Genomic DNA, 24684 nt, shown 5'->3' with positions numbered 1-24684 from the left:
CGGTGATCTCCGTTCAGTTGGTCGGGGCGGCCGGCTGGTCGATGAACTCGAACAGCTCGTCGTCGCCGGCGGTGCCGAGGTCGTCGAGGATCTCGTCGAGTTCGCCGCCGCGCAGATGCCGCAGCAGCTCGTCGAGCCGAGCGGCGATGTCGGCCACCGCGTTCGGATCCAGTTCGGCGCTGCCGCAGGTGTCGGTGAGCGTCTGGATCTGGACGCGGATCGCGGCGGCGGGATCCTCGGTGGGCACGATCTCGTCGCGGATGTGGCGGGCCAATGCCATCGGCGTCGGGTAGTCGAACACCACGGTGGTGGTCAGTTTCAGCCCGGTCGCCGACTTCAGGCGGTTGCGGAACTCCACCGCCCCCAGAGAATCGAAGCCGAGGTCGGTGAAGGCCTGGTCGGCGCCGATCGCCTCCGGCGACTCGTGTCCCAGCACGGCGGCGGCGTGGGTGCGAATCGTGGTGAGCACCAATGCTTCCTGGTCGGCGCGGGCACGCCCGGCCAGTGCCGTGGCCAGTTTCGACGACCCGCCCGCGGCCTCGGACTCGGCGGCCCGGCGGGTGCCGCGCAGCAGCCCGCGCAGGGCCGGCGGCAGCGCCTCCGGTGCCTGCGCTCCCGCGGCGCGGATGGTCGGCGCGTCCAAACGCGCTGCGACGGTGAGTGATTGGCCCAGCACCAGCGCCGTGTCGAGCATCGCCAGACCCTCGGCGGTCGGGATGGGCAGCAGGCCGTCGCGGCGCATCCGGGCGAAGTCCTGCTCGCCGAGATGGCCGGTGATGCCGCTGGCCTGTTCCCAGATGCCCCATGCCAGCGACGACGCGGGCAGCCCGAGCCGGTGCCGGTGCGCGGCGAGCGCGTCGAGGAACACGTTGGCGGCCGCGTAGTTGGCCTGTCCCGGACCGCCCAGCACACCGGCGACCGAGGAGTACAGCACGAAGGCCGACAATTCCCGGGAAGCGGTGGCCGCGTGCAGGTTCCACGCCGCCTGTGCCTTCGCCCGGAACACGGTCGCGACCCGGTCCGGGGTCAGCTCCGCGAACAGGCCGTCGTCGATCAGGCCCGCCGCGTGCACGACGGCCGTGAGCGGATGTTCGGCCGGGACGGCGGCGAGGACCGCACGCAGCGCGTCGGCATCGGCGGCGTCACAGGCCGTGATCTGCACGCGCGCACCGAGTTCGGTGAGTTCGGCCGCCAGGTCCTCGGCGCCGGCCGCGGCACGACCACTGCGGCTCAGCAGCAGCAGATGACGCGCGCCGTGCGCGGTGACCAGATGCCTGGCCGCCACGGCGCCCAGCACGCCGGTGCCGCCGGTGATCAGGACGGTGCCGCCGGGATCCAATGCCGTCGGGACGGTGAGCACATTTTTGCCGACGTGCCGGGCCTGGCTGAGGTACCGGAACGCCTCCGGGGCGCGCCGCAGATCCCACGGCGTCACCGGAAGCGGTCGCAGCACACCGGATTCGAACAGCTTCAGCAGTTCCACCAGGATGTCGTGCAGCCGCTGCGGACCGGCCTCCATCAGCACGAAGCCGCGGTACCGCACACCGGCATGCGTCTCGGCGACCTCGCCGGGATCGCGCACGTCCGTCTGGCCCATCTCCACGAAGCGACCGCCGCGCGGCAGCAGCCGCAACGAGGCGTCGACGAATTCACCGGCCAGCGAGTCCAGCACGACGTCCATGCCCCGGCCGCCGGTGGCGGTCAGGAACTCCTGCTCGAAGTCCAGAGTGCGGGAGTTGGCGATGTGGCCGTCGTCGAAGCCCATGGTGCGCAAGGTGTCCCATTTCGGCGGGCTCGCCGTCGCGTACACCTCCAGCCCCAGGTAGCGGGCCAGCTGCACCGCGGCCATACCGACACCGCCGGTGGCCGCGTGCACCAGCAGGGTCTCGCCCTCGGTCACCGAGGCCAGATCGACCAGTGCGTAATACGCGGTCGCGAACACCGCGGGAACGGCCGCGGCCTGCGCGAACGTCCAGCCCTCCGGCATCGGCACCACCATCGAGCGGTCCGAGACCACCGTGTCGCCGATGCCCGCGAACAGGCCCATCACCCGATCGCCGGGCGCGAACTCGGTCACGTCCGGGGCCACGTCGACGACCACGCCCGCGCCCTCGCCGCCGATCGGCGCGTCCGGGTCCGGATACATGCCGAGCACGATCAGCACGTCGCGGAAGTTCATGCCGGTGGCGCGCAGCCGCACCCGCACTTCGCCGGGTTGCAGTGCGGCCGTGGCGTTCTCGTCGGCGCGCAACACGATGTTGTCCCCGTTGAGAGTGCCCTTGCCGAGCGCGCCCAGCCGCCACGAGCTCCGGCCGATCAGTTCCGCGCTGCCCACCGTGTCGGCGCCGGCCCGACCCAGCCGCGGCACGTGCGCGGTCCCGCGCCGCACCACCACCTGCGGTTCGGCCTCGAGCGCCAGCGCCGCCTCGGTGGCGGCCCGATACTCGCCGGGGTCGTCCACGTCGACCAGCACGAGCCGTTCCGGATTCTCCGCCTGCGCACTGCGCAGCAGTCCCCAGACCGGTGCGGCCGCGAGATCGGTGACATCCTCGCCGCCCTCGACCGCCACCGCGCCACTGGTCACCACCACGACCGTCGCGGCAGCGAACCGCTGATCCGCCCACAACGCCCGCACCTCGGCCAGCACCCGATTCACCGTTGCCAGAGCCTGCGACGCGAGATCCGCTCCGCTACCCGTATCCGGGCGGCCATCCGCGACGCCGACGCCAGGGTCGGTCCCGTCGGCGGTCAGCGCCCCTTGTCGCCCGCGTGCGGGAAGGCACCGCAGGACGATCGCCTCGTCGGAGTCGCGGGTGCAGCTCTCGGCCGGAATACCCTGGGCGCCAGCCACTTCGACGGTTTCCCAGGTGCCGGAGGCTCCTGCTTGCTGCATGGCTACCCAGTTGAGCGCGTACAGATCCGATGTGGTCGATGTGGCCGTGAGCTGGTCGGCGGACAAGGCCCGTACCGACAGCGCGGAGACGGCGGCGACGATGGAGCCGCGGGCGTCGGCGGCCGTGATCGACAGCCGATCGGTGCCCTCCGGCGCCAGCCGGACGCGCAGCGCCGTCGCCCCGACCGCCGCCAGCGAGACGCCCTCCCAGGCGAAGGGCAGTTTCACGGTGTCGGTTCCGTCGGTGAGCGCCGCGACCGCCATCGCGTGCAGCGCGGCGTCCAGCAGCGCCGGGTGGATGCCGAAGTCGGCCGCGTCCGCGCGGAGCGGCTCGGGCAACTCGACCTCCGCGAACAGTTCCTCGCCGCGTCGCCACATCGCGGTCAGGCCGCGGAAGGCCGGACCGTACCCGTAGCCGCCCTCGGCGAGGGTGTCGTACACGTCCGCGACCTCCACCGCGGTCGCCCCACTCGGCGGCCACACAGTGAATTCATCACTGTCCGAGGGCGTTTCGGCTCCGCTCAGCGTGCCTGTGGCATGGCACGTCCACGCGGGCTCGTCGCTGCCGTGCGGACGCGAGTACACCGCGATGCTCCGCTCGCCCGCCTCGTCCGCGCCGACGATCACCTGGATGTCGGCGCCGCCGGACTCCGCCAGCACCAGCGGCGCCTGCAAGACCAGCTCGCCGACTCGCGGCGCACCGACCAGATCACCGGCGTACAAGGCGATTTCGACGAATCCCGTCCCCGGCACCAAGACATTCCCGGCCACGACGTGATCGGCCAGCCAGGGCTGCGCCGCCACCGACAGGCGACCGGTCAGCATCACGCCGCCGCCGTCCGCGAGGGACACCGCCGCGGCGAGCAGCGGGTGATCGGCCGCATCGAGCCCGGCGGCGCCCAGATCTCCTGCGCCGGTGGGCTTGTCGAGCCAGAACCGCCGGTGCTGGAAGGCGTACGTCGGCAACTCCAGCGGCCGGGCGCGGGTACCCGTCAGCGCCGCCGTCCAGTCCACCGAGGTTCCGGAGACGAAGGCCGCGCCGAGCGCGGCATGCAGCGATTCGGTCTCGTCCCGCTTGGGATCCAGCACCGGAACGGCGGTCACCTCGTCGATCTCGTCCTCGTCCAGGCCGTCGCGCGTGAGGGCGGTCAGCGTGGTGCCCGGCCCCGCTTCCAGGAACACCGTGGCACCGTGACGCCGAGCCGCCCGCGTCCCCGCGAGGTACCGGACCGGTTCGCGCACATGCCGCACCCAATACTCCGGGCTGCACAGTTGTTCGGGATCGGCCAGTTCCCCGGTCACATTGGAGACGATCGGGACGGTCGGCGGGTGATAGGTCAAACCCGCGCACACACCGGCGAAATCGCCCAGGATCGGGTCCATGCGCGGTGAATGGAACGCGTGGCTCACCCGCAGCCGCCGGGTGTTGTACCCGTCTTTGCCCAGGGCCGCCGCGACCTCGTCGATCAGGCCCTCGTCGCCGGAGACCACCACCGTCGCGGGCCCGTTGACCGCGGCGATGGCGATCCGGTCCTCGTGGCCGGCCAGCAGCGGCGCCACCACCTCTTCGCCGGTCGGCACCGACAGCATCGCGCCGCCCTCCGGCAGCGCCTGCATCAGCAAGCCGCGGGCCGCCACCAGTTTCGCGGCGTCGGCGAGCGACCAGACGCCCGCCAGATAGGCGGCGGTCACCTCGCCGATCGAGTGGCCCATGAGCAGATCCGGCCGCACGCCATAGGATTCCAGCAGCCGGAACACCGCGACCTCGACGCAGAACAGCGCTGCCTGGGTGTAGGAGGTCTGGCTCAGCAGTTCCGCGGTGGGCGTCTCCGGTTCCGCGAACACGACCGCGCGCAACGGCGGATCGAACTGCTTGTCGAATTGCGCGCACGCCTCGTCGAATGCCGCGGCGTACACCGGGAACCGGGCGTACAGGGTCCCGCCCATACCGACCCGCTGGGCGCCCTGCCCGGGGAACAGCAAGGCCGTCTTCGCGCCCGGAACTGCTTGCCCGCGAACGGCATTCGGCGAGGGCCGGTCCGCCGCGAGCGCGTCCAGCGCGCCGAGCAGCTCGGCCCGGTCGGTGCCCAGCAGCACCGCGCGGTGCGTCAGCCGGGCCCGGCCGGTGGCCAGCGTGCGCGCCACGTCGACGGCCGCCTGTTCCGGGTGTTCGGCGACGAAGGCCGCGAGGCGGGCCGCCTGCTCGGTCAGCGCCGCTTCGGTGCCGCCGCTCACCACCCACGGAATCATCGGCGGCACAACGGTTTCGGCGGTATCCTCGGCATCGGCCGGAGCGGTCTCGTCGGCCTCCTCGAGAATGACGTGCGCGTTGGTGCCGCTGATCCCGAAGGCCGACACCGCCGCACGGCGCGGACGCCCGTTGCGCGGCCAGGGCTGCGACTCGGTCGCCAGCCGCACCGCACCGGCCGTCCAATCCACGTGCGGCGAGGGCTCGTCGACATGCAGTGTGGGCGGCACCGAACCGTGCCGCATCGCCATCACCATCTTGATCACGCCCGCGACGCCCGCGGCGGCGCTGGTGTGCCCCATGTTCGACTTGATGGAACCGAGCCAGAGCGGCGTCTGCCGCTGCTGCCCGTAGGTGGCCAGCAACGCCTGCGCTTCGATCGGATCACCCAGCGAGGTACCGGTCCCGTGCGCCTCGACCACGTCCACCTCGGCGGCGCCGAGCCGGGCGCCGGCCAGCGCCGCCTCGATCACCCGCCGCTGCGACGGACCGTTCGGCGCGGTCAGGCCGTTGGAGGCGCCGTCGGAATTCACCGCGGAGGAACGCAATACCGCCAGCACCCGGCGACCGTTGCGCTGTGCGTCCGAGAGCCGTTCCAGCACAAGTATTCCCGCGCCCTCGGACCAGGCGGTGCCGTTGGCGGAGGCGGCGAACGCCTTCGCCCGGCCGTCCGGCGAGATCACCCGCTGCCGGGAGAACGCGATGAACGCCTCGGGGGTCGGCATCACCGTCACCCCGCCGGCCAGGGCCAGCGTGCACTCACCGGACCGCAGCGAGCGGGCGGCGTCGTGCATCGCCACCAGCGACGACGAGCAGGCCGTATCGATCGACACCGCCGGGCCCTCGAGGCCCAGCACGTAGGCCACCCGCCCCGACGCGACGCTGCTGGTCCGGCCGGTCATCATCAGCCCGGCCAGGCCGCTGCGATCCTCGGCGATGGTCGGGCCGTACTGCACCTCGATGATGCCGGTGAACACTCCGGTCGGGGTACCGCGCAAGGCCGTCGGGTCGATGCCCGAGCGTTCCAGCGCCTCCCAGGACACCTCCAGCAGCTGCCGCTGCTGCGGCTCCATCGCGAGTGCCTCCTTCGGACTGATACCGAAGAACGCGGCATCGAAATCCGCTGCGCCCCGGAGGAACCCGCCCTCTCGGGCATACGAGGTGCCCTCGTGGTCGGGGTCCGGATCGTACAACCCGTCCACATCCCAGCCGCGGTCGCCGGGGAAGCCCGAAATCACGTCGTGCCCCCCGGACACCATGCCCCACAGATCCTCCGGCGACGCCACACCGCCGGGGTAGCGGCACGCCATCCCGACGATCGCGATGGGCTCGCTCGCCCGCGACTCCAATTCCTGCAGCCGCTGCCGGGTCCTGTGCAAGTCGATGGCCGCCCGCTTGAGATAGGTGCGGAGTTCTTCTTCTGTCGCCATACCCGTCTCCCGAATTTCGGCAAAGATCGCCACCGCGGCCGGTTACGAAATAGTCTGGCCGCGAACGTCTTCCATAGTTGTCGCGACCGCGATCGGCGGTAACCCCTAGCCTGCCCCTATCCCCGCGTACCGGGGCGGACACCGGCGCAAAGGTCTGCTTATACTCCGGCACAACGTCATTCGTGTTCGGCAACGCCGGAGAACACAGTTAGGTCTCTTCATGAATCGCCTCGGAAATTCGCGCCGCCGTGCCGTTTCCAGCAATGTCCGCAGCGTGGTCTCGGCGCTCACGCTGGCATTCGGTGTCACCGCCGCAACCACCCCCGCCCTCGCCGACCCGCCGGCCTCCGACTGCGCCGGGCCGCGCTGGGTGGGCAGCTGGCTGATCGCCGCCTCGGACGCCACGCCGGTATCGGATATGGCGCTGACCCCGACCGTGTCGCTGTTCGACCAGACCTATCGGATGGTCGTCACTCCGCATCTGGGCGGAGCGACGCTGCGCCTGCATCTGACCAACCGGCTCGGCCCGCTGCCGATCACCTTCGGCACCGTCACCGTCGCCAAGCAGGCCGAGGGCGCCGCGATAGACCCGGCGTCGCTGCGCCCGGTGACCTTCGGCGGGCAGTCGTCGGCGACCGTCGCGCCCGGCGCCGAGCTGATCAGCGATCCGATTCCGCTGTCGTTCAACGCCTTCGAGCCGCTGGCGATCAGTGTGTACGTGCCCGGACTCTCGGCCCCGGCCACGGAGAACATCGTCGGCCTGTCCACCAGCTACTACGGCCCGCCCGGCTCCGGCGACCACGCGGCCGACCCCACCGGCGCTCCGCTGAGTCTGCGAACCACCAGCGTCCTGTTCGCCGGAGGCATCGATGTCCTTGCCGCGCCGGAACATTCGAGCGTGGTGGCGATGGGCGATTCCATCAGCACCGGATATGCGGGAGCGACATTTTTCGAGGGGCCGCAGGATTCTTCCATCGTCGACCGCAACCTCCGGTATACGGATTTCCTGCAACACCGCCTGGATGCCGCCGGAATTCCGCTGACCGTCTTGAATTCGAGTATCTGGGGCAATCGCGTGGTGCGGAATCAGACAATCCCGCAAACCGGTCCGGGCGCCTCGGCCAGATTGCAACACGACGTCATCGAGACCGCCGGAGTCTCCGATGTGATAATCGCCTCGGGCACCAATGATCTCGCATTTCCGCCGACCCAGAATCCCGAACAGCTGGCGGCGGCCTACACCGAAATAATCGGGCGGCTGCACGCCGCCGGAATTCGGGTGCACCTGGCGACGATCCCGCCCTCGGTGCGCTCGTTCATCGCCGGCGGCCTCGCCCCCGACGCCGAACCGGTGCGGCAGCGGGTCAACGACTGGATTCGCGGCCAGCAGCTGTCCGACACCGTCATCGACTTCGACGCCGTGCTGCGCGATCCGAGCGATCCCGGCGCCCAGCGCCCCGACCTCGTCTCCCCCACGCTGGTGCACCCCAACCCGCAGGGGCATCGCGCGCTGGCGGACGCCATCGACATCGGCGCCTTCCAGGGCTCGCCCTGCCGGTGACCAGCGCAACGCCGCGGGCCCGGACCTCGCAGTCTGGACCCGCGGCGGAACGTGTGGCGCTACAGCCGATCGCGCGCGGACGCCTGCTTGCGGAATACCGGCGACATCCGCCGGGCCATCCGGTCGGCGAAGCCCGGGGACAACTGCGTCGTCGCGAACATCGACCGCACCGGCATGCCCATGTCCAGCACCTCGGACTTGTTGCGCCGCACCGCGCCGACGATCTTTCCCGCGATCCGGTCCACGGTGGTAGAGCCCAACAGCGCGCTGGCCTGCACGCCTTGGTCGACCCAGACCTGATACATGCCGTCGCCCTTCACGAAACCGGGCAGCACGACGGAGAACCCGATGGGCGTGCCGTGGTACTCGGCGCGCAGCGATTGGGCCAGCGAGACCAGCCCGGCCTTCGTCGCGGCGTAGGGCGCCTGGAACGCGGGCGCGACCTTGGCGGCGCCCGTCGACACGAACAGCACGTGCCCGGCGCCCCGCTCGACCATGCCCGGCAGTACGCGCCGGGTGAGCAGCATCGGCGCCATCAGGTTGACATCGACGATCCAATTCAGTTCCGCGGGTTCGTATTTCGCGAACGCCGCGGCCACCTCGACACCGGCGTTGTTGATCAGAACATCGATCGGCCCCAGCGCCCGCTCCGCCCGGTCCACCAGATCGTCGAGACTCGCCGCATCGGCCAGATCGCCGAGGACCGGCTCGGCCTTCGCGCCGTTCTCGCGCAGCTCCTCCGCCAGCGCACCGAGCACATCGGCCTGCCGCCCTACCAGCGCGACGCGCGCGCCCTCGGCGGCCAGCCGGCGTGCCACGCGTTTCCCGATACCGCCCGACGCCCCGGTCAGGAGCACCGTCCGTTCCTTGAGATCCTTCACTGCTCCTCCTGGAGTCCATAGGCGGCGGCCCCGATCGGCAGCAGCTACCGCACGACCGTTCGCCGACGCGATCCGAGCCTCCCGCTCATCGACCGAGCAGGTAAACCCCTATCCACGCCCCTATCGCCGGTCGAGGCGCCGCAACCACGGGTACCTTGACCCTCACGCTACTCGCCCGGTAGCGTGAAAAGCACGCACGTTCGTGCGTTTTATGACACCAGCTCTCTGCTCAGCGACCAAGGAGAAGCCCATGACGGAGGCAAGCGGTTCCACCACCGCCGCCGCGGACCGCGACCTCGGCGCACCCCCGGAGCAGGCCTACACCGAGGCCACCGACCCCGATTGCCTCCCCGACGAGGTGGCCGTCGACATGCTGCGCGCCGCGCCGTGGCGCCGCATCGCGCTCGTCGGCGACAGCACCGCGCACGGAGCAGGCGACCCCAGCCCCGGCTACCGCGAGATGTACTGGGCCCCAAGGGTGATTCAGGTGCTGCGCGCCGCGGTGGGCGAGGTCGAGTTCCTCAACACCGGCCGCATCAACGCCACCACCCGCCAGGTGCTCGACGAGCAGCTGGACACGGCGCTGGCCTTCGACCCCGACCTGCTCTACATCGCCTGCGGCGGCAACGATCTGTGGACCGACACCCCCGACTACGACGCCGCCGAGGCCAACCTCGAGCGAATCTTCGCCGCCGGCAAGGCGATCGGTGCCCGCCTCGCCACCATGACCATCGCCGACGCCGTCCCCGAGCACATTCCCCAGCTGCGCCCGTTCCACGAGCGCCTGGACCTTCTCAACCAGGTGATCCGCCGCGTGGCCACCCGCCACGACGCCATCCTGATCGACCTCTGGTGGCACCCGGTCGGCCGTCGCCCCACGGTCATGTCCGCCGACAACATCCACTTCAACATCTCGGGCCACGCCGTAGTAGCGGCCGAGGTGATCAAGGCCTTGGCCGCCGCCCACTGATTCGACTCACCCCGAACACATATCTCGCGCCCACGCCCCAGTGGCCGATACCGTCTTGCCGGCAAGGTGAGCAACACGCCCGGCATCAGCCCGGGCAACGACAACGGGTGCGTCGTGCCGATCAATGTGCCACCTCGCCAGAGCCGCTGACCGGGCCGGGCCTCCAACCCGGTCAGCGGCAAGGGGCTCTGTCAGCGGCGAGCGCAATCGCGCGGCCACGTCCCTTCCCGATCCTTTGCCTTGGTGTTCACTGAGCCTCTGGCCGGCAGGCCGCATCGCCCGGGCCACTCAGAACTCAAATGTTCAGATGCGCATATCCGGGTATAGGTATTTTTTTCTGAGCCAATCAGCGGAACCATCTCGCCCTCATCGGCAGCCCGCACATCGGGGCTGGCTGCTGCGCCGCGCGGCGACCCACGAGTCTCCACACTGCGCGCATACCAAAGCCACACCGGACTTCTTGAATTTCACGACGTCCAGCGACCCGCCCGCAGGCAGCACCCTGAGGAAGTCGTCCAGTGCGGCGATCGGGATGCCGAACTTCTTGGCGTTGTCACTCTTACCGGACCGAGTCGAGACATCCGCCGCGACCAGCAGCTGACACCCCTTCGCGGTGACGGACCGCTTGGGGACCAGCCCGTGCCGCTCGGCCCGTACATGCAGATCGTCACGGTCTATTTCGTTGCCCTGTGAGTCGACGGCCGCGCCGGTGAAGCACACCTCGAGACCTGGCTTCAGGGCGATGCGGTCGGGGGTACTGCGGTACGGGTCCGTTCGTTGCGTGACGATCTCGGAGTCGAGGTCGAGAAGCGCTGCGGCGCGGCGGAGTTGGTCGATCTCGTCGTCGGTCACGACGCCGTCCGCCACCGCGGCGTCGATCAGCGCTCGCAGGAACTCGCGGTGTGCCCGGACGATATGGAGGTCGTCGAGGCCGATGTCGTTGGCGAGGCGGTGTAGCTCGCCGCGCTCCTCGAGGGTGAGCTTCAGATCCGCCATGGCGACGTCGAGAAGACCGACGTACGGGGCGATGTCCGGTTGGACATGGAAGCCGCGGGCCAGCTGCGCCAGATAGGGCGTCGGCGCGTGGACTGCGGGGTGCCCGTCGCGGCTGCGCACCCGAACCGGTGTCACATCGAGTGGGTACGCCCGTGCCGGACTCGACACATGGCCGAACCTGTCCGCCACGGCGACCAACAGTCGCGCTGTGGCGCGGGCGTCGCTGAGGGCCCGATGAGCGTTATCCAGCCGGACACCGTAGTCCGTGCATGCTTGGCCGAGCTTGCAGCCGGTAACCGACAGGGTGTCGAAGCCGGTGCCCCAGTCGATTTCGATACCGGCGCGCTCGAGTTCGGTACCGAGCATGCCCGTGTCGAACCGCAGGTTGTGCCCTACGCAGACAGCCCCGTCGACACGAGCGGCGACATAAGCGGCGACCTCGGCGAACGAGGGCGCATCGGAGACCATCGAAGCGGTAATCCGGTGCAGCCAAGTCGGGCCCACGTCGCGGCCAGGGTTGATGAGGGTGTCGAATTCATCGATCACCTGCCCGCTCGCGTCCATGGTGACCACGGCGATCTCGACCACGCGGTCGGACCGATACAGGCCCGTGGTCTCGACATCGAGGACGGCAACCCGGTCACCGTGGGACAGCAACCGCTGCAGGCCATTCGCAGGGTGGTGTTGTGCAGACGTACTCTTCTCGGGTGCCCGCTCGACCAGGCCCCTCAATTCGATATCCATAGCCGGACATATCGCGGGCGGGGGCGACACGCTACGCGACACTCCGCAACTCGGAAACCCTGGTCCCCTACCGAGTGGTCACATCAATTACCAAGGCAGCTAAGGGGATTCGCCATCGAATGTGGGTCGGGGTCGGCGCTTCCCAACGCACCGACCCCGGCCCAGATGTGTTATGGCTCAACGCTTGCGGCGGTCGCGCTTCTCTCGGACTCGGATCGAGATGCGTACCGGGGAGCCGTCGAAGCCGAATTCTTCGCGCAGTCGGCGCTCCAGGAAGCGGCGGTAGCCTGCCTCCAGGAAGCCGGTGGTGAACAGGACGAAGGTCGGTGGGCGCGTGGTCGCCTGGGTGGCGAACAGCACGCGGGGTAGGCGGCCGCCGCGCATGGGGGGCGGGGTGGCCGCGACGACTTCCTTGAGCCAGGAGTTCAGGCGGCCGGTGGGGATGCGCTTGTCCCACGACTCCAGTGCGGTTTCCATTGCGGGAACGAGCTTTTGCACCGCGCGGCCGGTCTGCGCCGAGATATTGACGCGCTGCGCCCACGGCACCTGGACCATCTCCCGGTCCACCTCGCGCTCGAGTTGGTAGCGCCGGTCCTCGTCGACCAGATCCCACTTGTTGTAGGCGATCACCAGCGCCCGCCCCGCATCGGCGATCATGCTGATCACCCGCAGGTCCTGCTCGGTGATCGGCTGCGAGGCGTCGATCAGCATGACGGCGACCTCGGCCGCCTCGATGGCCGACTTGGTGCGCAGCGAGGCGTAGTACTCGGTGCCGCTGGCGTTGAGCACCTTGCGCCGCAAACCCGCGGTATCGACGAAACGCCATGGCTTGCCGCCCAATTCGACCAGCGAATCGACCGGGTCGACGGTGGTCCCGGCCACGTCGTGCACCACCGAACGCTCGTCGCCCGCGAGCTTGTTCAACAGGCTGGACTTGCCGACGTTCGGCTTGCCCACCAGCGCGACCCGCCGCGGCCCGGCCACGGCGATACCGTCCTCGCGCGGCGTCTCCGGCAGCACTCCGAGCAGGTCGTCGAGCAGGTCACCGGTGCCTCGGCCGTGCGCCGCGGACACCAGCCGCGGTTCGCCCAGGCCGAGCGACCAGAGCACCGCCGCCTCCGCCTCCAGCTTCGCGCCGTCCACCTTGTTGGCGACGAGGATGACCGGGGTCTTGGAGCGGCGCAACACCTTTGCCACCGCCGCGTCGGTCGCCGTGGCGCCCACAGTCGCGTCCACCACCAGCAGAATGGCGTCCGCGGTCTGCATCGCCAGCTCGGCCTGCCGCGCCACGGACTGCTGGAGCCCCTTGGCGTCGGGCTCCCAGCCGCCGGTGTCCTGGACCAGGAACTTTCGGCCGGACCACGAGGCCTCGTAGGAGATGCGGTCGCGGGTCACGCCCGGCACGTCCTCCACGACGGCCTCACGGCGGCCCAGAATCCGGTTCACCAGTGTCGATTTGCCGACATTCGGACGGCCCACGACCGCCACCGTCGGCATCGACAGCTGTTCGTGCGCCTCTACGTCACCGTCGAGATCCGCGATCTCCCAATCGGTTTCGTCGGACCAGACACCGTCGGTGGCGAAGGTCTCCTGCGTCATTGCCCACCTCCAGCTGAAACTTGTTGCGCCACAACCTGGTACAGCTCGTCGATCACCTGTTCGCGAGTAAGTTCACTGGTGTCGACCAGCACCGCGTCGGCGGCCGGCCGCAGCGGTGAGACCGCGCGGGTGGAGTCCAGGTTGTCGCGGCGCTGCACGTCGGCCAGCACCGCCTCGTAGTCGTCGCCGCGGCCCTCCGCGATGTTCTGCTGGTTGCGCCGGAACGCCCGAGCCTCGGCCGAGGCGGTCAGGTAGATCTTGGCATCGGCGTCGGGCAGCACGACCGTGCCGATGTCGCGACCCTCCACGACGATGCGCCCCGCGGCTACGGCGATCTCACGCTGCAATGCGACCAGTTGCTCGCGGACCTCCGGCACGGCCGAGACCGCGGACACCGCCTTGGTCACCTCGTTGCCGCGGATCTCGGCGGAGACGTCCTCGCCGTCCAACTCGATCACCTCGTGGGCGGGATCGGTGCCGATGGTCAGCGGCAGATCCTTCACCGCGGTCGCGATCGCCACCGCATCGGTCAGGTCGACATCGGCGCGCAGCACGCGCAGGGTCGCCACCCGGTACATCGCGCCGGTGTCGAGATAACGGGCGCCCATCCGAGTGGCCAGTTTGCGCGACACGCTCGACTTGCCGGTACCCGACGGGCCGTCCATCGCGACGACCAGCGTCGCCCGGGACAGCTCGTCCGGAATCCGCGTACCGTCCACGACGCTTCCTCCTGCTTGCACACCGTTCACAACGCCACCGCCTCGTAGAGCTTCCCGATTTCGTCTCGGCCGAGCACTCGCAGCGTGCCGGGCCGCTGGTCGCCGAGCGCGACCGGGCCGATATTGGTCCGCACCAGCGCCGTCACCGGGTGACCGACCGCCTCGAGCAACCGGCGCACGATATGTTTGCGGCCCTCGTGCAGAATCACCTTGACCAGCGACTTGCCCTCGCCGACCTCCAGCACCTGGAACTTGTCGACGCGCGCCGGTCCGTCGTCGAGTTCGACGCCGTCGCGCAGTTGCTTGCCGATGCCGCGTTGCACCTCGCCCTGCACGGTCGCCAGGTAGGTCTTGCTGACCTCGAACGACGGGTGCATCAGCCGGTGCGCCAGGTCGCCGTCGTTGGTGAGCAGCAGCAGGCCCTCGGTTTCGGCGTCCAGGCGGCCGACGTGGAACAGGCGCTGCCCGGCCATGACCCGCTCGGCGACGATGTCGCCCACGCAGGGGCGGCCGAGTTCGTCGGACATGGTCGACTGGTAGCCCTTCGGCTTGTTCAGCGCGAGGTAGACCTGTTCGTCGCGCACCACGATGCGCACACCGTCGACGCGGACCACGGCGGTGTCGGGATCGATGCGCAGGCCCTGTTCGCGGACGATGGCGCCGTCGACCTCGACGCGGCCCTGCTCGATCAGTTCCTCGGCGGCGCGGCGCGAGGCCACGCCCGCCTTGGCGAGCACCTTCTGCAGCCGCTCGCCCTCGCCCCAGGGCAGCTTCTTCGGGCCGTTCTCCTCCGGCTCGACATTCTGGTGCCGCGCGGGCTTGGCGAAGCTGAGCACCGTCGGCTGCTTGCGCTGCGGTTTCGGCTTGCGGCTCGGCGCCGGTTTGGGAGTCAGCGGACGACCACCGCCGATGCTGGGTTTGCCTGCGAGCGAACGACTCTCACCACGCCCGGACCGCGCGCCCGGATCCGCGGGACGGTAGCCGCCCCGGCTGGTCCCCGAGCCGCCCCGATCCGTTCCGAATCCGCGCCCGCTCGATGCCGGACGCCCCCGCCCGGCCCCATAACCACCGCGCTCGTCGCCACCCCGGAAGCCGGATCGCTCGCCACCACCACGCGCACCGGAGTACCCGCCCCGCTCTTGCGAGTAACCACGACCCTGCGAACTACCCCCACGATCCTGCGAAAAACCGCGACCTTGGGAACTACCGCCCCGATCCTGCGAATAACCGCGGCCTTGCGAGCGACCGCCCCGATCCTGCGAATAACCACGGCCTTGCGAGCTACCACCACGGTCCTGCGAATAACCACGACCCTGCGAGCTACCACCACGATCCTGCGAAAAACCACGACCCTGCGAGCTACCGCCCCGATCCTGCGAATAACCACGACCCTGCGAACTGCCACCGCGATCCTGCGAAAAACCACGGCCCTCCGAACTACCGCCCCGGTCCTTCGAATAACCGCCGCGCCCTTGGGAATTGCTGCCGCCCGATGCTCCCCCGCGGCCACGCGAGAAGTCGCTCCGATCGGATCGATCCGAACCGGACCTTCCCCCGAAACCGCCGCGATCGTCCTGCCCCGCGCTGTAGCCGCGGGCTTGCCGATCCGAGCTGCCGCGCCCGGAGTAGCCACCGCTCTTGTCCCCGCCACGGCCCGCGTAGCCGCCGCCGTCTCCGCCACGGCTGGAGTAGCCGCCCTCTCCCCCGCGGCCGGAGTAACCGCCGCCGGTGTTCCCGCCGCGGCCGGAGTAGCCGCTTCCGCTGTCGCCGCGGCGACCGTAATTTCCGCCGGAGCCTTCGCCCCCGCGGCTGGAGTTTCCGCTGGGGCCGTCGCCCCCGCGACCCGAGTAGCCGCCACGGCTCTCCCCGCGTGCGCCCTGGGCGCCGCGCCCACGGGCGGAACCACGCGGTGGTTCGGCGCTACGTTTTCTGCGATCCGGTGTGCCATCTCGGCGAGCGGGTGTATTCACGTTGTCCTGTCAATCTTGTGAGCCGAGGTCGATGTCGGCCTCGGCGGGTTTCCTCAGCTTGGTGTACCGAGGGTCGGTGTCCAGGCTGTCGTTGATCTCGTCGATCAGGTCGACGCCCGGCAGCAGGGGCGCCAACGACGGCAGTTCCGTCAGCGACGCGAGCCCGATGCGTTCCAGGAACAGCTCGGTCGTGACGTACAGGGTGCCGTTGGTCTCCGGATCGGTCCCGGCCTCGGCGATGAGGCCGCGTGCTACCAGGGTCCGGATCACGCCGTCGACGTTCACTCCACGCACGGCGCTGACCCGTGCTCGCGTAACCGGTTGACGATAGGCGATGACCGCCAGAGTCTCCAAAGCGGCCCTGGTGAGTTTCGACCGCGCCCCGTCCAGCAGCATCCGCTCGACGTACGGCGCGAAGTCGGTTCGAGTGTAGTAACGCCACCCATCGCCCACGAATCGCAGGTCCATACCGCTGCGCCGCGCCGTCAACTCCGCCGACATCTCCCGCAACACCGACTGCACCCGTTGCTCACTGTCGTCCAGCGCCGAAGCCAGCAAGTCCACCGGCGCCGGCGCGTCCACGATCAACAACATCGCCTCCAACGCCGCCCGAAACTCCTCGTCATCGAGAATTTCCGGCACGCCTTCCCGGTCCTCATCCGAGATCCCGATCGCGCTACCGTTCCGCCCGCGGTCCTCACCATCAAGGTCGACCGCCACCTCACCCGCATCACCGGAATCGACACGCGACTCCGCCCCGACACCCACCTCCACGTCAGCACGCGCCCGCGCCCCGACCTCAACGCTCGGGTCGCTAGCCGCCGTATCGGCACCGGCATCACTCGCAGCAGCGGTATCGGTACCCACAGTCGTATCGGTGCCCGCGGCACGCACAAGTTCCGCCGCGATCTCCCCCGCGGTCTGCCGGAGAGGTGCGGAAGTCCGATCCGCGTCGGCGGGGTTGAAGGCCTCGCTGTCTTTCGTCACCCGTAGTCCTCGTCGATTGTCAGCGGTTGGGCGGGCTGGTCCTCCGGTTCACCGACCCAGCTGACCGCCAGTGGCCCGAGGGGGTCGGGCTGGTCGAATTCGATCGTCTTGCCTCGGTACAGCTCCAGCAGCGCCAGGAAACGGGCGACGATCTGGATCGGTACGTCGCAGTCGGCGCACAGTTCGGGGAAGGTGGTCCAGCCGCCCACCCCGCGGGTCTTCAGCATCTCCAGCACCAGCGCGGCCTGTTCGGCCACCGAGATGGCGTGGGCGTGCAGATGGTCCAGCCCCACCTTCGGCGTCGGCCGTGGCCGGAACGCCGCCGCGGCGACCTCGGCGAAACCGGCGGCGTCGACCCCCAGCGTAACGTCCGGCAGCAGCTCCAGGAATCGCTCCTCCAGCGACACCGCCCGCGGATACCGCCGCAGCGCCGCCTGTTCCAGCTCCCCCAGCAGCTCGGCGACCTGCTTGAACGCCCGGTATTGCAGCAACCGCGCGAACAGCAGGTCGCGAGCCTCCAGCAGTTCCAGATCGTCCTCGTCGGCGACCTCGCCGGCGGGCAGCAACCGCGCGGCCTTCAGATCCAGCAGCGTCGCGGCCACCACCAGGAATTCGGTGGTCTGGTCGAGGATCTTGTCCGCGCGCAGCGTCGGGTCGGCGTCCAGGCTCGCCGTCAGCACCTTGGTGTAGGCGATGAATTCGTCGGTGACCTGATGCAACGCCACCTCGGTGACGTCCAGCCGACGCTGGCTGATCAATTGCAGCAGCAGGTCGAACGGGCCCTCGAAGTTGCTCAGCCGCAGATGGAATCCGGTCGATCTGTCCGGATTGTCCGGTGCGGCCGAATCATCGGCGGAACTCGGCGAATCCTGATCCGGGGCGGGCAAGTCCTGAACTGCTGGCTGGACGGTCTCCGTCACCGGCCCGACCGGTGGATGACTTCCCGTGCCATCGCCCTATACGCTTCCGCGCCAGCGGATTTCGGCGCCCAGGTGGTGATCGGCTCACCGGCCACGCTGGCATCCGGGAAGCGCACGGTCCGGTTGATCACGGTGTCGTACACCAGGTCACCGAACACCTCGACCACCCGGGACATGACCTGCCGCGAATGCAGCAATCGCGCGTCGAACATGGTGACCACGATGCCGGACAGGCTCAGTCGCGGGTTCAGCCGGTCCCGTACTTTCTCCACGGTGTCGGTGAGCAGCGCCAGCCCGCGCAGCGAGAAGTATTCGCACTCCATGGGAATGATCACGCCGTCGGCGCAGGCCAGCGCGTTGACGGTGAGCAGGCCCAGCGACGGCTGGCAGTCGATGAGGATGTAGTCGTAGCTGCCCCGCAGCGACGCCAGCGCGCGGCCCAAGGTCTGTTCCCGGCCGACCTCGTTGACCAGCTGGATCTCCGCGGCCGACAGGTCGATGTTGCTGGGTAGCAGGTCCATGTGGTCGACCTTGGTCTTCATCAGCACGTCGCCCGCGCCCGCGCGACCGCCGACCAGCAGATTGTGCACGGTGAGGTCGAGATCGTGGTGCGCGACGCCCAGGCCCGCCGATAACGCGCCCTGCGGGTCCAGATCGACCAGCAGCACGCGGCGCCCGTACTCGGCCAGCGCGGCACCGAGATTGATGGTGGAGGTGGTCTTGCCGACGCCGCCCTTCTGGTTGCACATGGCGACGATCAGCGCCTCGCCCTCCCCGGTCACGGGCGGAGGTTCCGGAATTTCGCGCAAGGGGCGACCGGTCGGGCCGAGTTCCGTGCCGTCCGCCACGATGTCCTTCGCCTCCCACAAGGTTTGGGCCGCCTGCTCGATGCGCGAGCCTGGCCGGGTCTGTGAAAGCGGTTCTGCCGCAGCTCTGATCGGCGGTTCGGCCGCGTCGGCTGTCGTCATATCCGCTGCTCCTTCAATTTTCCTGCCCAAATGCCCCGCCGAGCGCCGCGGGAAGTCTTTCCCACCCGACGTCACCCAGGGTCGCATCCAGACCCCATAGACGCTACCGCTTGTGAGCGCAAGACCTATGCTCGGACACGCTCTGTGAGCATGCCCGCAACATGGTCCGGCACCGAGTGTGAACATGAATACCGCATCGGAGTCAACACTAATCGTGGCCGCGACCGGCACCGACCGATTCCGGGAGGAGAGACCGGCCGGTCCGTGAGATCAGTCGGCAATCTCCTGCGGCGGCACGATCCAGTCGGGAATGTCCTCGCCGGTGTCCGCCGCGTCGGCGACCGCGCGCTGGGGAAATCCTTGCGGCGCGGCCGGACCGGGCTTCGTGACCGCGCCGTCGACGAGCAGGTCCCAGCGAAAGTGCAGGTCGCTCACCGCGACGGTGGCGAGGTTACGGGTGAATTCGGTGAGATCCTCAGCGTCGCGGCGGGAGGTGCCGACGAGCCGGAACCCGGTGTCGCGCACGTGCTCCGCCGCACGGGATCGGGCGGTGAACAGATTCTCCTGTACCGCCAGCGCGAGCATCGGGTTGTCGGCCAGTTCGACGAACAGGTCCGCACTGTCCGCGGCGGCCATGGTGGCCTGGTCGAACCGCACCCGGTTGCGCAGGTTCAGGAACCAGAATTCCGCCTGCGGCAGGCCCGGCGGCATCCGGCCGCCGATGGTCGAGGCGAACAGCGGCATATCGGAGTCGTTGAAGGTCCACTCGTACAGGTGCTTTCGCACGCCCTCGACGGCGAGCCGCCGATAGGGCGCGACGACGTCGGTGTGCGCCGGATAGTCGACGCGGATCTCCTTGGCGAATCGCGCATTCGCCCGGACGGATTCGATGACCTCCAGCACCGCCGCCCGGTGACCCGAGACCGCGACGATATTGGGCGAGTTCACCACCGACAGTTTCAGCCAGCCGATATTGCGGGCGATGAGCGACTCGCAGGCGGCGACGTCCACCCCGAGCACGGCCATCGTGTAGCCGCGCGGCGCGTGCTCGGCGATGAGGTCGGCGCGCACCTTCGTCGCCACCAGCGCGTCGCGCACGGTGCACATTCCGCACACCACGGCCGCCGCCAGCTCGCCCTGGCTGTGCCCGATCGTCACCGTCGGAGCGACGCCGGCCGCCAGCCACATCGCGGCCAGTCCGAGGGTGTGCATGAACAGCGCCGGTTGCAGCACGCCGATGTCGTCGGTGTACTGGTCGTCCTCGACCAGTAGATAGTGCAGCGGCTCGGGTGCTCCGAGTTCGTCGCCGAGGATGACCGCGCACTCGTCGACGCGGGCGCGGTAGGCCGCCGAGCGGTCGTAGTAGATCCGGCCCATGCCCGGCCGCTGACTGCCCTGCCCGGGGAACACGAATCCGGTCCGCTGTGTGGTGGCCGGCCCCTCGCCGCGCACGACGGCCGGGTCGGCGTCGCCGGACACCACGGCGTCCAGCGCGCGGCGCAGATCCTCGCGACCGGAGACCATGGCGAGCGCCCGGTGCGGCCGTACCGTACGGGTCCGCAGCAACGCCGCGGATATCTGATCGGCGCCGGCGTCGGGATGCTCGTCGAGATAGCCGCGCACCGCGACGGCTTCACGCATCAGCAGGTCGGAGTTCTCGGCGGAGAGTACGACGGGAATCCGCCCGTCCGGCAGCCTGTAGCTGGAAATGATTCTGCCTCCTGATCCGCCGCGAGCTAACCCGAGGAAACAATATGCCACAGGCCCGGCACCGGGATTCGCCAGTCCGGGTAACTTGAACTTCCGTTGAGATTCGGTCCGGGTCACCTGGCTCGCGGGTGCGCCGTTGCCCACACCTCGTGCAGAGTGTTCACCGTGACGAGCGTGTAGATCTGGGTGGTCGTCACCGATGCGTGCCCCAGTAGTTCCTGCACCACCCGGACGTCCGCGCCGCCGTCGAGCAGGTGCGTCGCGAACGAATGCCGCAGGGTGTGCGGCGAGACCGTGGCGCCGATGCCCGCGCGTTCCGCCGCGTCCTGCAGCACCTGCCAGGCGCTCTGCCGCGACAGCCGGCCGCCGCGGGCATTACAGAACAACGCCGGATTTCCCTTGCCGCGCAACGCCAGTGCGGGCCGGCCGCGGACCAGGTAGGCGTCCAGGGCCGCCAGCGCCGGGCGGCCGATCGGGACCATGCGCTGCTTGCCGCCCTTGCCGCGCAGCACGACCGCCCGGTCCGCGGTGTCGATGTCGTCGACGTCGAGCCCGACGACCTCGGAGATGCGGGCGCCGGTCGAGTACAGCAGCTCGAGCAGGGCGCGATCGCGCAGCCCCCGCGGTCCCCCGTCGGCCTGCCCGGTACCGCCGGCCGCCTCCAGCAACCGCGAAACCTGGTCGTATGGAAGGGCTTTCGGCAATCGGCGGGCGGGGGTCGGCGGTTTGACCGCGTGCGCGACATCGCCCGCGGTGATGCCCTCGGCCGCGGCGAACCGGTGCAGCCCGCGCACCGCGACCAGGCCCCGGGCGGCCGAGCTGGCCGCCAGCGGCGGATATCCGTCGCCCCCGGCGCGCAAGGCCACCACGAAGTCGGCGATATCGCTCTCGGTGACCCGGTCCAACCCGTCGATCTCCCGCCCCGAGAGAAACTCCCGATACCGTTCGAGGTCGCGCCGATAGGCGCTGAAGGTGTTGCGCGCCGCGCCGCGCTCGACCGTCAGATGGTCGAGGTACGCCTGGATCTGCCGCTGCAACACCGTCGCTCCCTACTGCCGCGTCCCCCGGTGCGGCTGGACATCCACGGGTCACATCATGGCAGCAGCACCCGGCTCCACGCCGGACGAGACACGCGTCCGCCCACCCCTACAGACTCAGGGCGGCCCGCAGCCGGGTGTCCAGCGCGTCCATTTCGTCGGCGGACAGCTCACCGGCCAGTTCGGCCAGCCACACCCGGTAGACCCGATGGAACTCGAGCGCGTCGGCCCAGCCGTGGCAGGTGTGGATGGTCAGCACGTGCCCCGGGTCGTCCTCGGCGAACGGGACGACATGCAGCCAGCGGTACGGCGAGGTGATCACCGCCGGGTCCGACACCACCACCACGGTGGTACGGCGCGGCGCCGGGGTGCCGTCGGGCAGCACCGGCGCGTACCGCCAGACCTCACCGCGTCTCATACGACCTCTCGCGCCCGGGCGGCCACCCGCGGATCCAGGGTGACCGTCACCGGGTTCGCCTTGCGCATACCCACATGCATACCAGAGCGGCGCGAGACCAGGAACCCGGCGGCAACCCGGATCTGCGAGATTCGGATTGCATGAGTCGCATGCGCTTTCGCCGTCCGGGCCGGACACCGACCGGTTCCGTTACTCCGCGGCGCGCGCCGCCTGCTCGGTCTTGCGTCGCAAGAATGCCGTCGGCATCCCCGGCCACGGCGCGTCGGCCGGGCGCAGCGGAATCTCCCGGGCACGCGCGGTGGACAGCGCCAGCACGCCCGCCACCGCGGTCGCGTTGACGATCTCACCGGCGAGCGCCGCGCGCACCGCGGCGTCCAGCGGCAACCGCACGATCTCGATGTCCGCCTCCTCCAATTCCGGCTCGGGACGGTCGGTTTCGTGCAGTCCGGTGGCGAGATAGATGCGCAGCGCTTCGTCGGTGAAGCCCGGCGACAGGGCCACGTCGACCAGCACCGACCACTCCCGGGCGGCGAGGCCGGTCTCCTCGGCGAGTTCGCGGCGGGCCGCCGCGAGCGGGTCCTCGCCGGGCTGGTCGAGCAGGCCGGCGGGCAGCTCGAGCAGGCGGCGGCCCACCGGGTGCCGGTACTGGTTGATCAGCACCACGTTGCCGTCGTCGTCCAGCGCGGCGACGGCGACGGCGCCGTGATGCTCGATCACCTCGCGTTCGGCGACCCGCCCGCCCGGCATCGCCACCTGGTCCAGCCGCAGCGCCAGGATCGCGCCCGAGTACACCGTGCGGCTGGCGACCGTCTCGAAGTCGTGGCTGCCGGGAGTCTCGGTCACCGGGCGACCCGCTCCCCCTCGTCGACGGTGATGTCACCCTCGATGTCGACCGGAAGCCGTTCGGCCGCCTTGTATTTCAGCGCGGCGTTGACCAGCCCGGCGAACAGCGGGTGCGGGCGGGTGGGGCGACTCTTCAATTCCGGATGCGCCTGAGTGGCAACGAAATACGGGTGTCGGTCGGCGGGCAGCTCGACGAACTCGACCAGATGCCCGTCCGGGGAGGTGCCGCTGAACCGCAGGCCGCTCTGGGCGATCTTGTCGCGGTAGGCGTTGTTCACCTCGAAGCGATGCCGATGCCGCTCGGACACCTCGGTAGCGCCGTACGCCTGCGCCACCACCGAATCTGGTTGCAGCACAGCGGGATACGCGCCCAGCCGCATGGTGCCGCCGAGATCCGCCTCCCCGGCCACGGCCTGCTGCTGGTCGGCCATGGTCGAGATCACCGGGTGCTCGGTGTCGGGCTCGAACTCGGCCGAGTTCGCGTCCTCCAGACCGACCGAGCGGGCCGCCTCGATCACCATGCACTGCAACCCCAGGCACAGTCCGAGCAGCGGAATGCCGCGGGTGCGCGCGTAGTGGATGGCACCGACCTTGCCCTCGATGCCGCGGATGCCGAACCCGCCCGGGATGAGCACGGCGTCCACATCGTGCAGGTGCTGCTGGGCGCCGGCGGGCGTCTCGCACTCGTCGGACTGGACCCAGCGGATATTCACCTTCGCCTTGGCCGCGAAGCCGCCCGAGCGCAGCGCCTCGGTCACCGACAGGTAGGCGTCGGGCAGATCGACGTACTTGCCGACCAGCGCGACGGTGACGTGCTCGCGGGGATTGTGCACCCGGTCGAGCAGATCGCCCCACACGGTCCAGTCCACGTCGCGGAACGGCAGGCCCAGCTTGCGCACCACATAGGCGTCCAGGCCCTCGCGGTGCAGCACGCGCGGAATGTCGTAGATCGACGGCGCGTCCGGGGTCGAGATGCAGGCGTCGACGTCGACATCGCACATCAGGGCGATCTTGTTCTTCAGCCCCGGCGGCACCTCGCGATCGCAGCGCAGGATCAGCGCGTCGGGCTGGATACCGATGTTGCGCAGCGCGGCGACGGAGTGCTGGGTCGGCTTGGTCTTCAGCTCGCCCGACGGCGCCAGGTACGGCACCAGGGTGACGTGCAGGAAGAAGACGTTCTCCCGCCCCACCTCGTGCCGGATCTGCCGGGCCGCCTCCAGGAAGGGCTGCGACTCGATATCGCCGACGGTGCCGCCGATCTCGACGATCACCACGTCCGGGACCTGGCCGTACAGATCCGGGCCGACGGTGGCCAGCACCCGGCTCTTGATCTCGTCGGTGATGTGCGGGATCACCTGGACGGTGTCGCCGAGATACTCGCCGCGGCGTTCCTTGGCGATCACCGACGAATAGACCTGACCGGTGGTGACATTGGCGTCCTGCGACAGATCCCGGTCGAGGAAGCGCTCGTAGTGGCCGACGTCGAGATCCGTCTCCGCGCCGTCCTCGGTCACGAACACCTCACCGTGCTGGAAGGGGTTCATGGTGCCGGGATCGACGTTGAGATAGGGATCGAGCTTCTGCATCGTCACGCGCAGACCGCGCGCGGTGAGCAGTTGGCCGAGGCTGGAGGCGGTAAGTCCCTTACCCAGAGAGGAGGCGACACCACCACTGACGAAGATGAGCTTGGTGGCAGTCTGATGGGGAGAGAGCGCCGGAATCCGTGATTGACCCACGGGACTTCACGTTAACACGAAAAACGCTTGCGAAGCGCACGCCACGCGAGGTAG

At 69.6% G+C, this 24684-nt stretch carries 15 protein-coding genes and 1 pseudogene; 2 read left to right on the top strand and 14 right to left on the bottom strand.

The window, feature by feature from the left end; translation table 11 throughout:
* Positions 1-13: 13 nt before the first annotated feature.
* Positions 14-6571 (bottom strand): SDR family NAD(P)-dependent oxidoreductase, encoded by a 6558-nt coding sequence (locus ACFMRZ_RS36010; protein ID WP_400182611.1) that lies wholly within the window; start codon positions 6569-6571, stop codon positions 14-16.
* A gap of 220 nt (positions 6572-6791) precedes the next feature.
* Here ACFMRZ_RS36010 and ACFMRZ_RS36005 point away from each other — a divergent pair, with 220 nt between their 5' ends.
* Positions 6792-8132 (top strand): GDSL-type esterase/lipase family protein, encoded by a 1341-nt coding sequence (locus ACFMRZ_RS36005; protein WP_400182610.1) that lies wholly within the window; start codon positions 6792-6794, stop codon positions 8130-8132.
* 59 nt (positions 8133-8191) lie between these two features.
* Here ACFMRZ_RS36005 and ACFMRZ_RS36000 read toward each other — a convergent pair whose 3' ends face one another.
* Positions 8192-9013: an SDR family NAD(P)-dependent oxidoreductase gene (locus tag ACFMRZ_RS36000; protein WP_400182609.1), complete on the bottom strand. Its 822-nt coding sequence runs from the start codon at positions 9011-9013 to the stop codon at positions 8192-8194.
* A gap of 250 nt (positions 9014-9263) precedes the next feature.
* Here ACFMRZ_RS36000 and ACFMRZ_RS35995 point away from each other — a divergent pair, with 250 nt between their 5' ends.
* Positions 9264-9983 carry an SGNH/GDSL hydrolase family protein gene (locus ACFMRZ_RS35995; RefSeq protein ID WP_400182608.1) on the top strand — a complete coding sequence of 240 codons (720 nt, stop codon included), beginning with the start codon at positions 9264-9266 and terminating at the stop codon, positions 9981-9983.
* A gap of 366 nt (positions 9984-10349) precedes the next feature.
* On the opposite strand, the gene ACFMRZ_RS35990 is transcribed toward ACFMRZ_RS35995, so the two are convergent.
* The 12 genes and pseudogenes from ACFMRZ_RS35990 to ACFMRZ_RS35935 all read right to left on the bottom strand — a co-directional run bounded on the left by ACFMRZ_RS35990 (position 10350) and on the right by ACFMRZ_RS35935 (position 24630).
* The gene (locus ACFMRZ_RS35990) at positions 10350-11636 is read right to left on the bottom strand and encodes an exonuclease domain-containing protein (RefSeq protein ID WP_400182607.1); all 1287 of its coding nucleotides are present in this window, start codon (positions 11634-11636) and stop codon (positions 10350-10352) included.
* Positions 11637-11900: 264 nt separating this feature from the next.
* A complete protein-coding gene (der, locus tag ACFMRZ_RS35985) occupies positions 11901-13322 on the bottom strand; it encodes a ribosome biogenesis GTPase Der (protein WP_400182606.1) in 1422 nt (473 codons plus the stop codon).
* Entirely contained in the window at positions 13319-13987 is a 669-nt protein-coding gene (gene cmk / locus ACFMRZ_RS35980) for a (d)CMP kinase (RefSeq protein WP_400183057.1), read from the bottom strand. The genes der and cmk overlap by 4 nt, the downstream gene beginning before the upstream one ends.
* An 80-nt stretch (positions 13988-14067) precedes the next feature.
* A pseudogene (locus ACFMRZ_RS35975) lies at positions 14068-15087 on the bottom strand (pseudouridine synthase); the annotation flags it as partial.
* 933 nt (positions 15088-16020) lie between these two features.
* Positions 16021-16677 (bottom strand): SMC-Scp complex subunit ScpB, encoded by a 657-nt coding sequence (gene scpB, locus ACFMRZ_RS35970; protein WP_400183056.1) that lies wholly within the window; start codon positions 16675-16677, stop codon positions 16021-16023.
* Between the two features lie 317 nt (positions 16678-16994).
* Complete coding sequence (locus ACFMRZ_RS35965; protein WP_400182605.1) at positions 16995-17918, bottom strand: segregation and condensation protein A; 924 nt, start codon at positions 17916-17918, stop codon at positions 16995-16997.
* Positions 17915-18886: a ParA family protein gene (locus ACFMRZ_RS35960; RefSeq protein WP_280275910.1), complete on the bottom strand. Its 972-nt coding sequence runs from the start codon at positions 18884-18886 to the stop codon at positions 17915-17917. Before ACFMRZ_RS35960 ends, ACFMRZ_RS35965 begins: the two co-directional genes overlap by 4 nt.
* A 270-nt stretch (positions 18887-19156) precedes the next feature.
* Positions 19157-20527, bottom strand: a complete 1371-nt coding sequence (locus ACFMRZ_RS35955; protein ID WP_400182604.1) for an acyltransferase domain-containing protein — start codon at positions 20525-20527, stop codon at positions 19157-19159.
* A 182-nt stretch (positions 20528-20709) separates the two neighbouring features.
* The gene (xerD, locus tag ACFMRZ_RS35950) at positions 20710-21636 is read right to left on the bottom strand and encodes a site-specific tyrosine recombinase XerD (protein ID WP_400182603.1); all 927 of its coding nucleotides are present in this window, start codon (positions 21634-21636) and stop codon (positions 20710-20712) included.
* A gap of 106 nt (positions 21637-21742) precedes the next feature.
* Positions 21743-22051, bottom strand: a complete 309-nt coding sequence (locus ACFMRZ_RS35945; protein ID WP_280275913.1) for a hypothetical protein — start codon at positions 22049-22051, stop codon at positions 21743-21745.
* Positions 22052-22240: 189 nt separating this feature from the next.
* On the bottom strand, positions 22241-22894 hold the full coding sequence (locus tag ACFMRZ_RS35940; protein ID WP_400182602.1) for an NUDIX domain-containing protein: 654 nt from the start codon (positions 22892-22894) through the stop codon (positions 22241-22243).
* On the bottom strand, positions 22891-24630 hold the full coding sequence (locus tag ACFMRZ_RS35935; RefSeq protein ID WP_280275915.1) for a CTP synthase: 1740 nt from the start codon (positions 24628-24630) through the stop codon (positions 22891-22893). Before ACFMRZ_RS35935 ends, ACFMRZ_RS35940 begins: the two co-directional genes overlap by 4 nt.
* Between the last annotated feature and the right edge of the window lie 54 nt (positions 24631-24684).

This window comes from Nocardia sp. N2S4-5 (assembly GCF_044628355.1).
Classification (GTDB): Bacteria; Actinomycetota; Actinomycetes; order Mycobacteriales; family Mycobacteriaceae; genus Nocardia; species Nocardia wallacei_B.
This window is presented reverse-complemented; position numbering and strand designations above follow the sequence as displayed.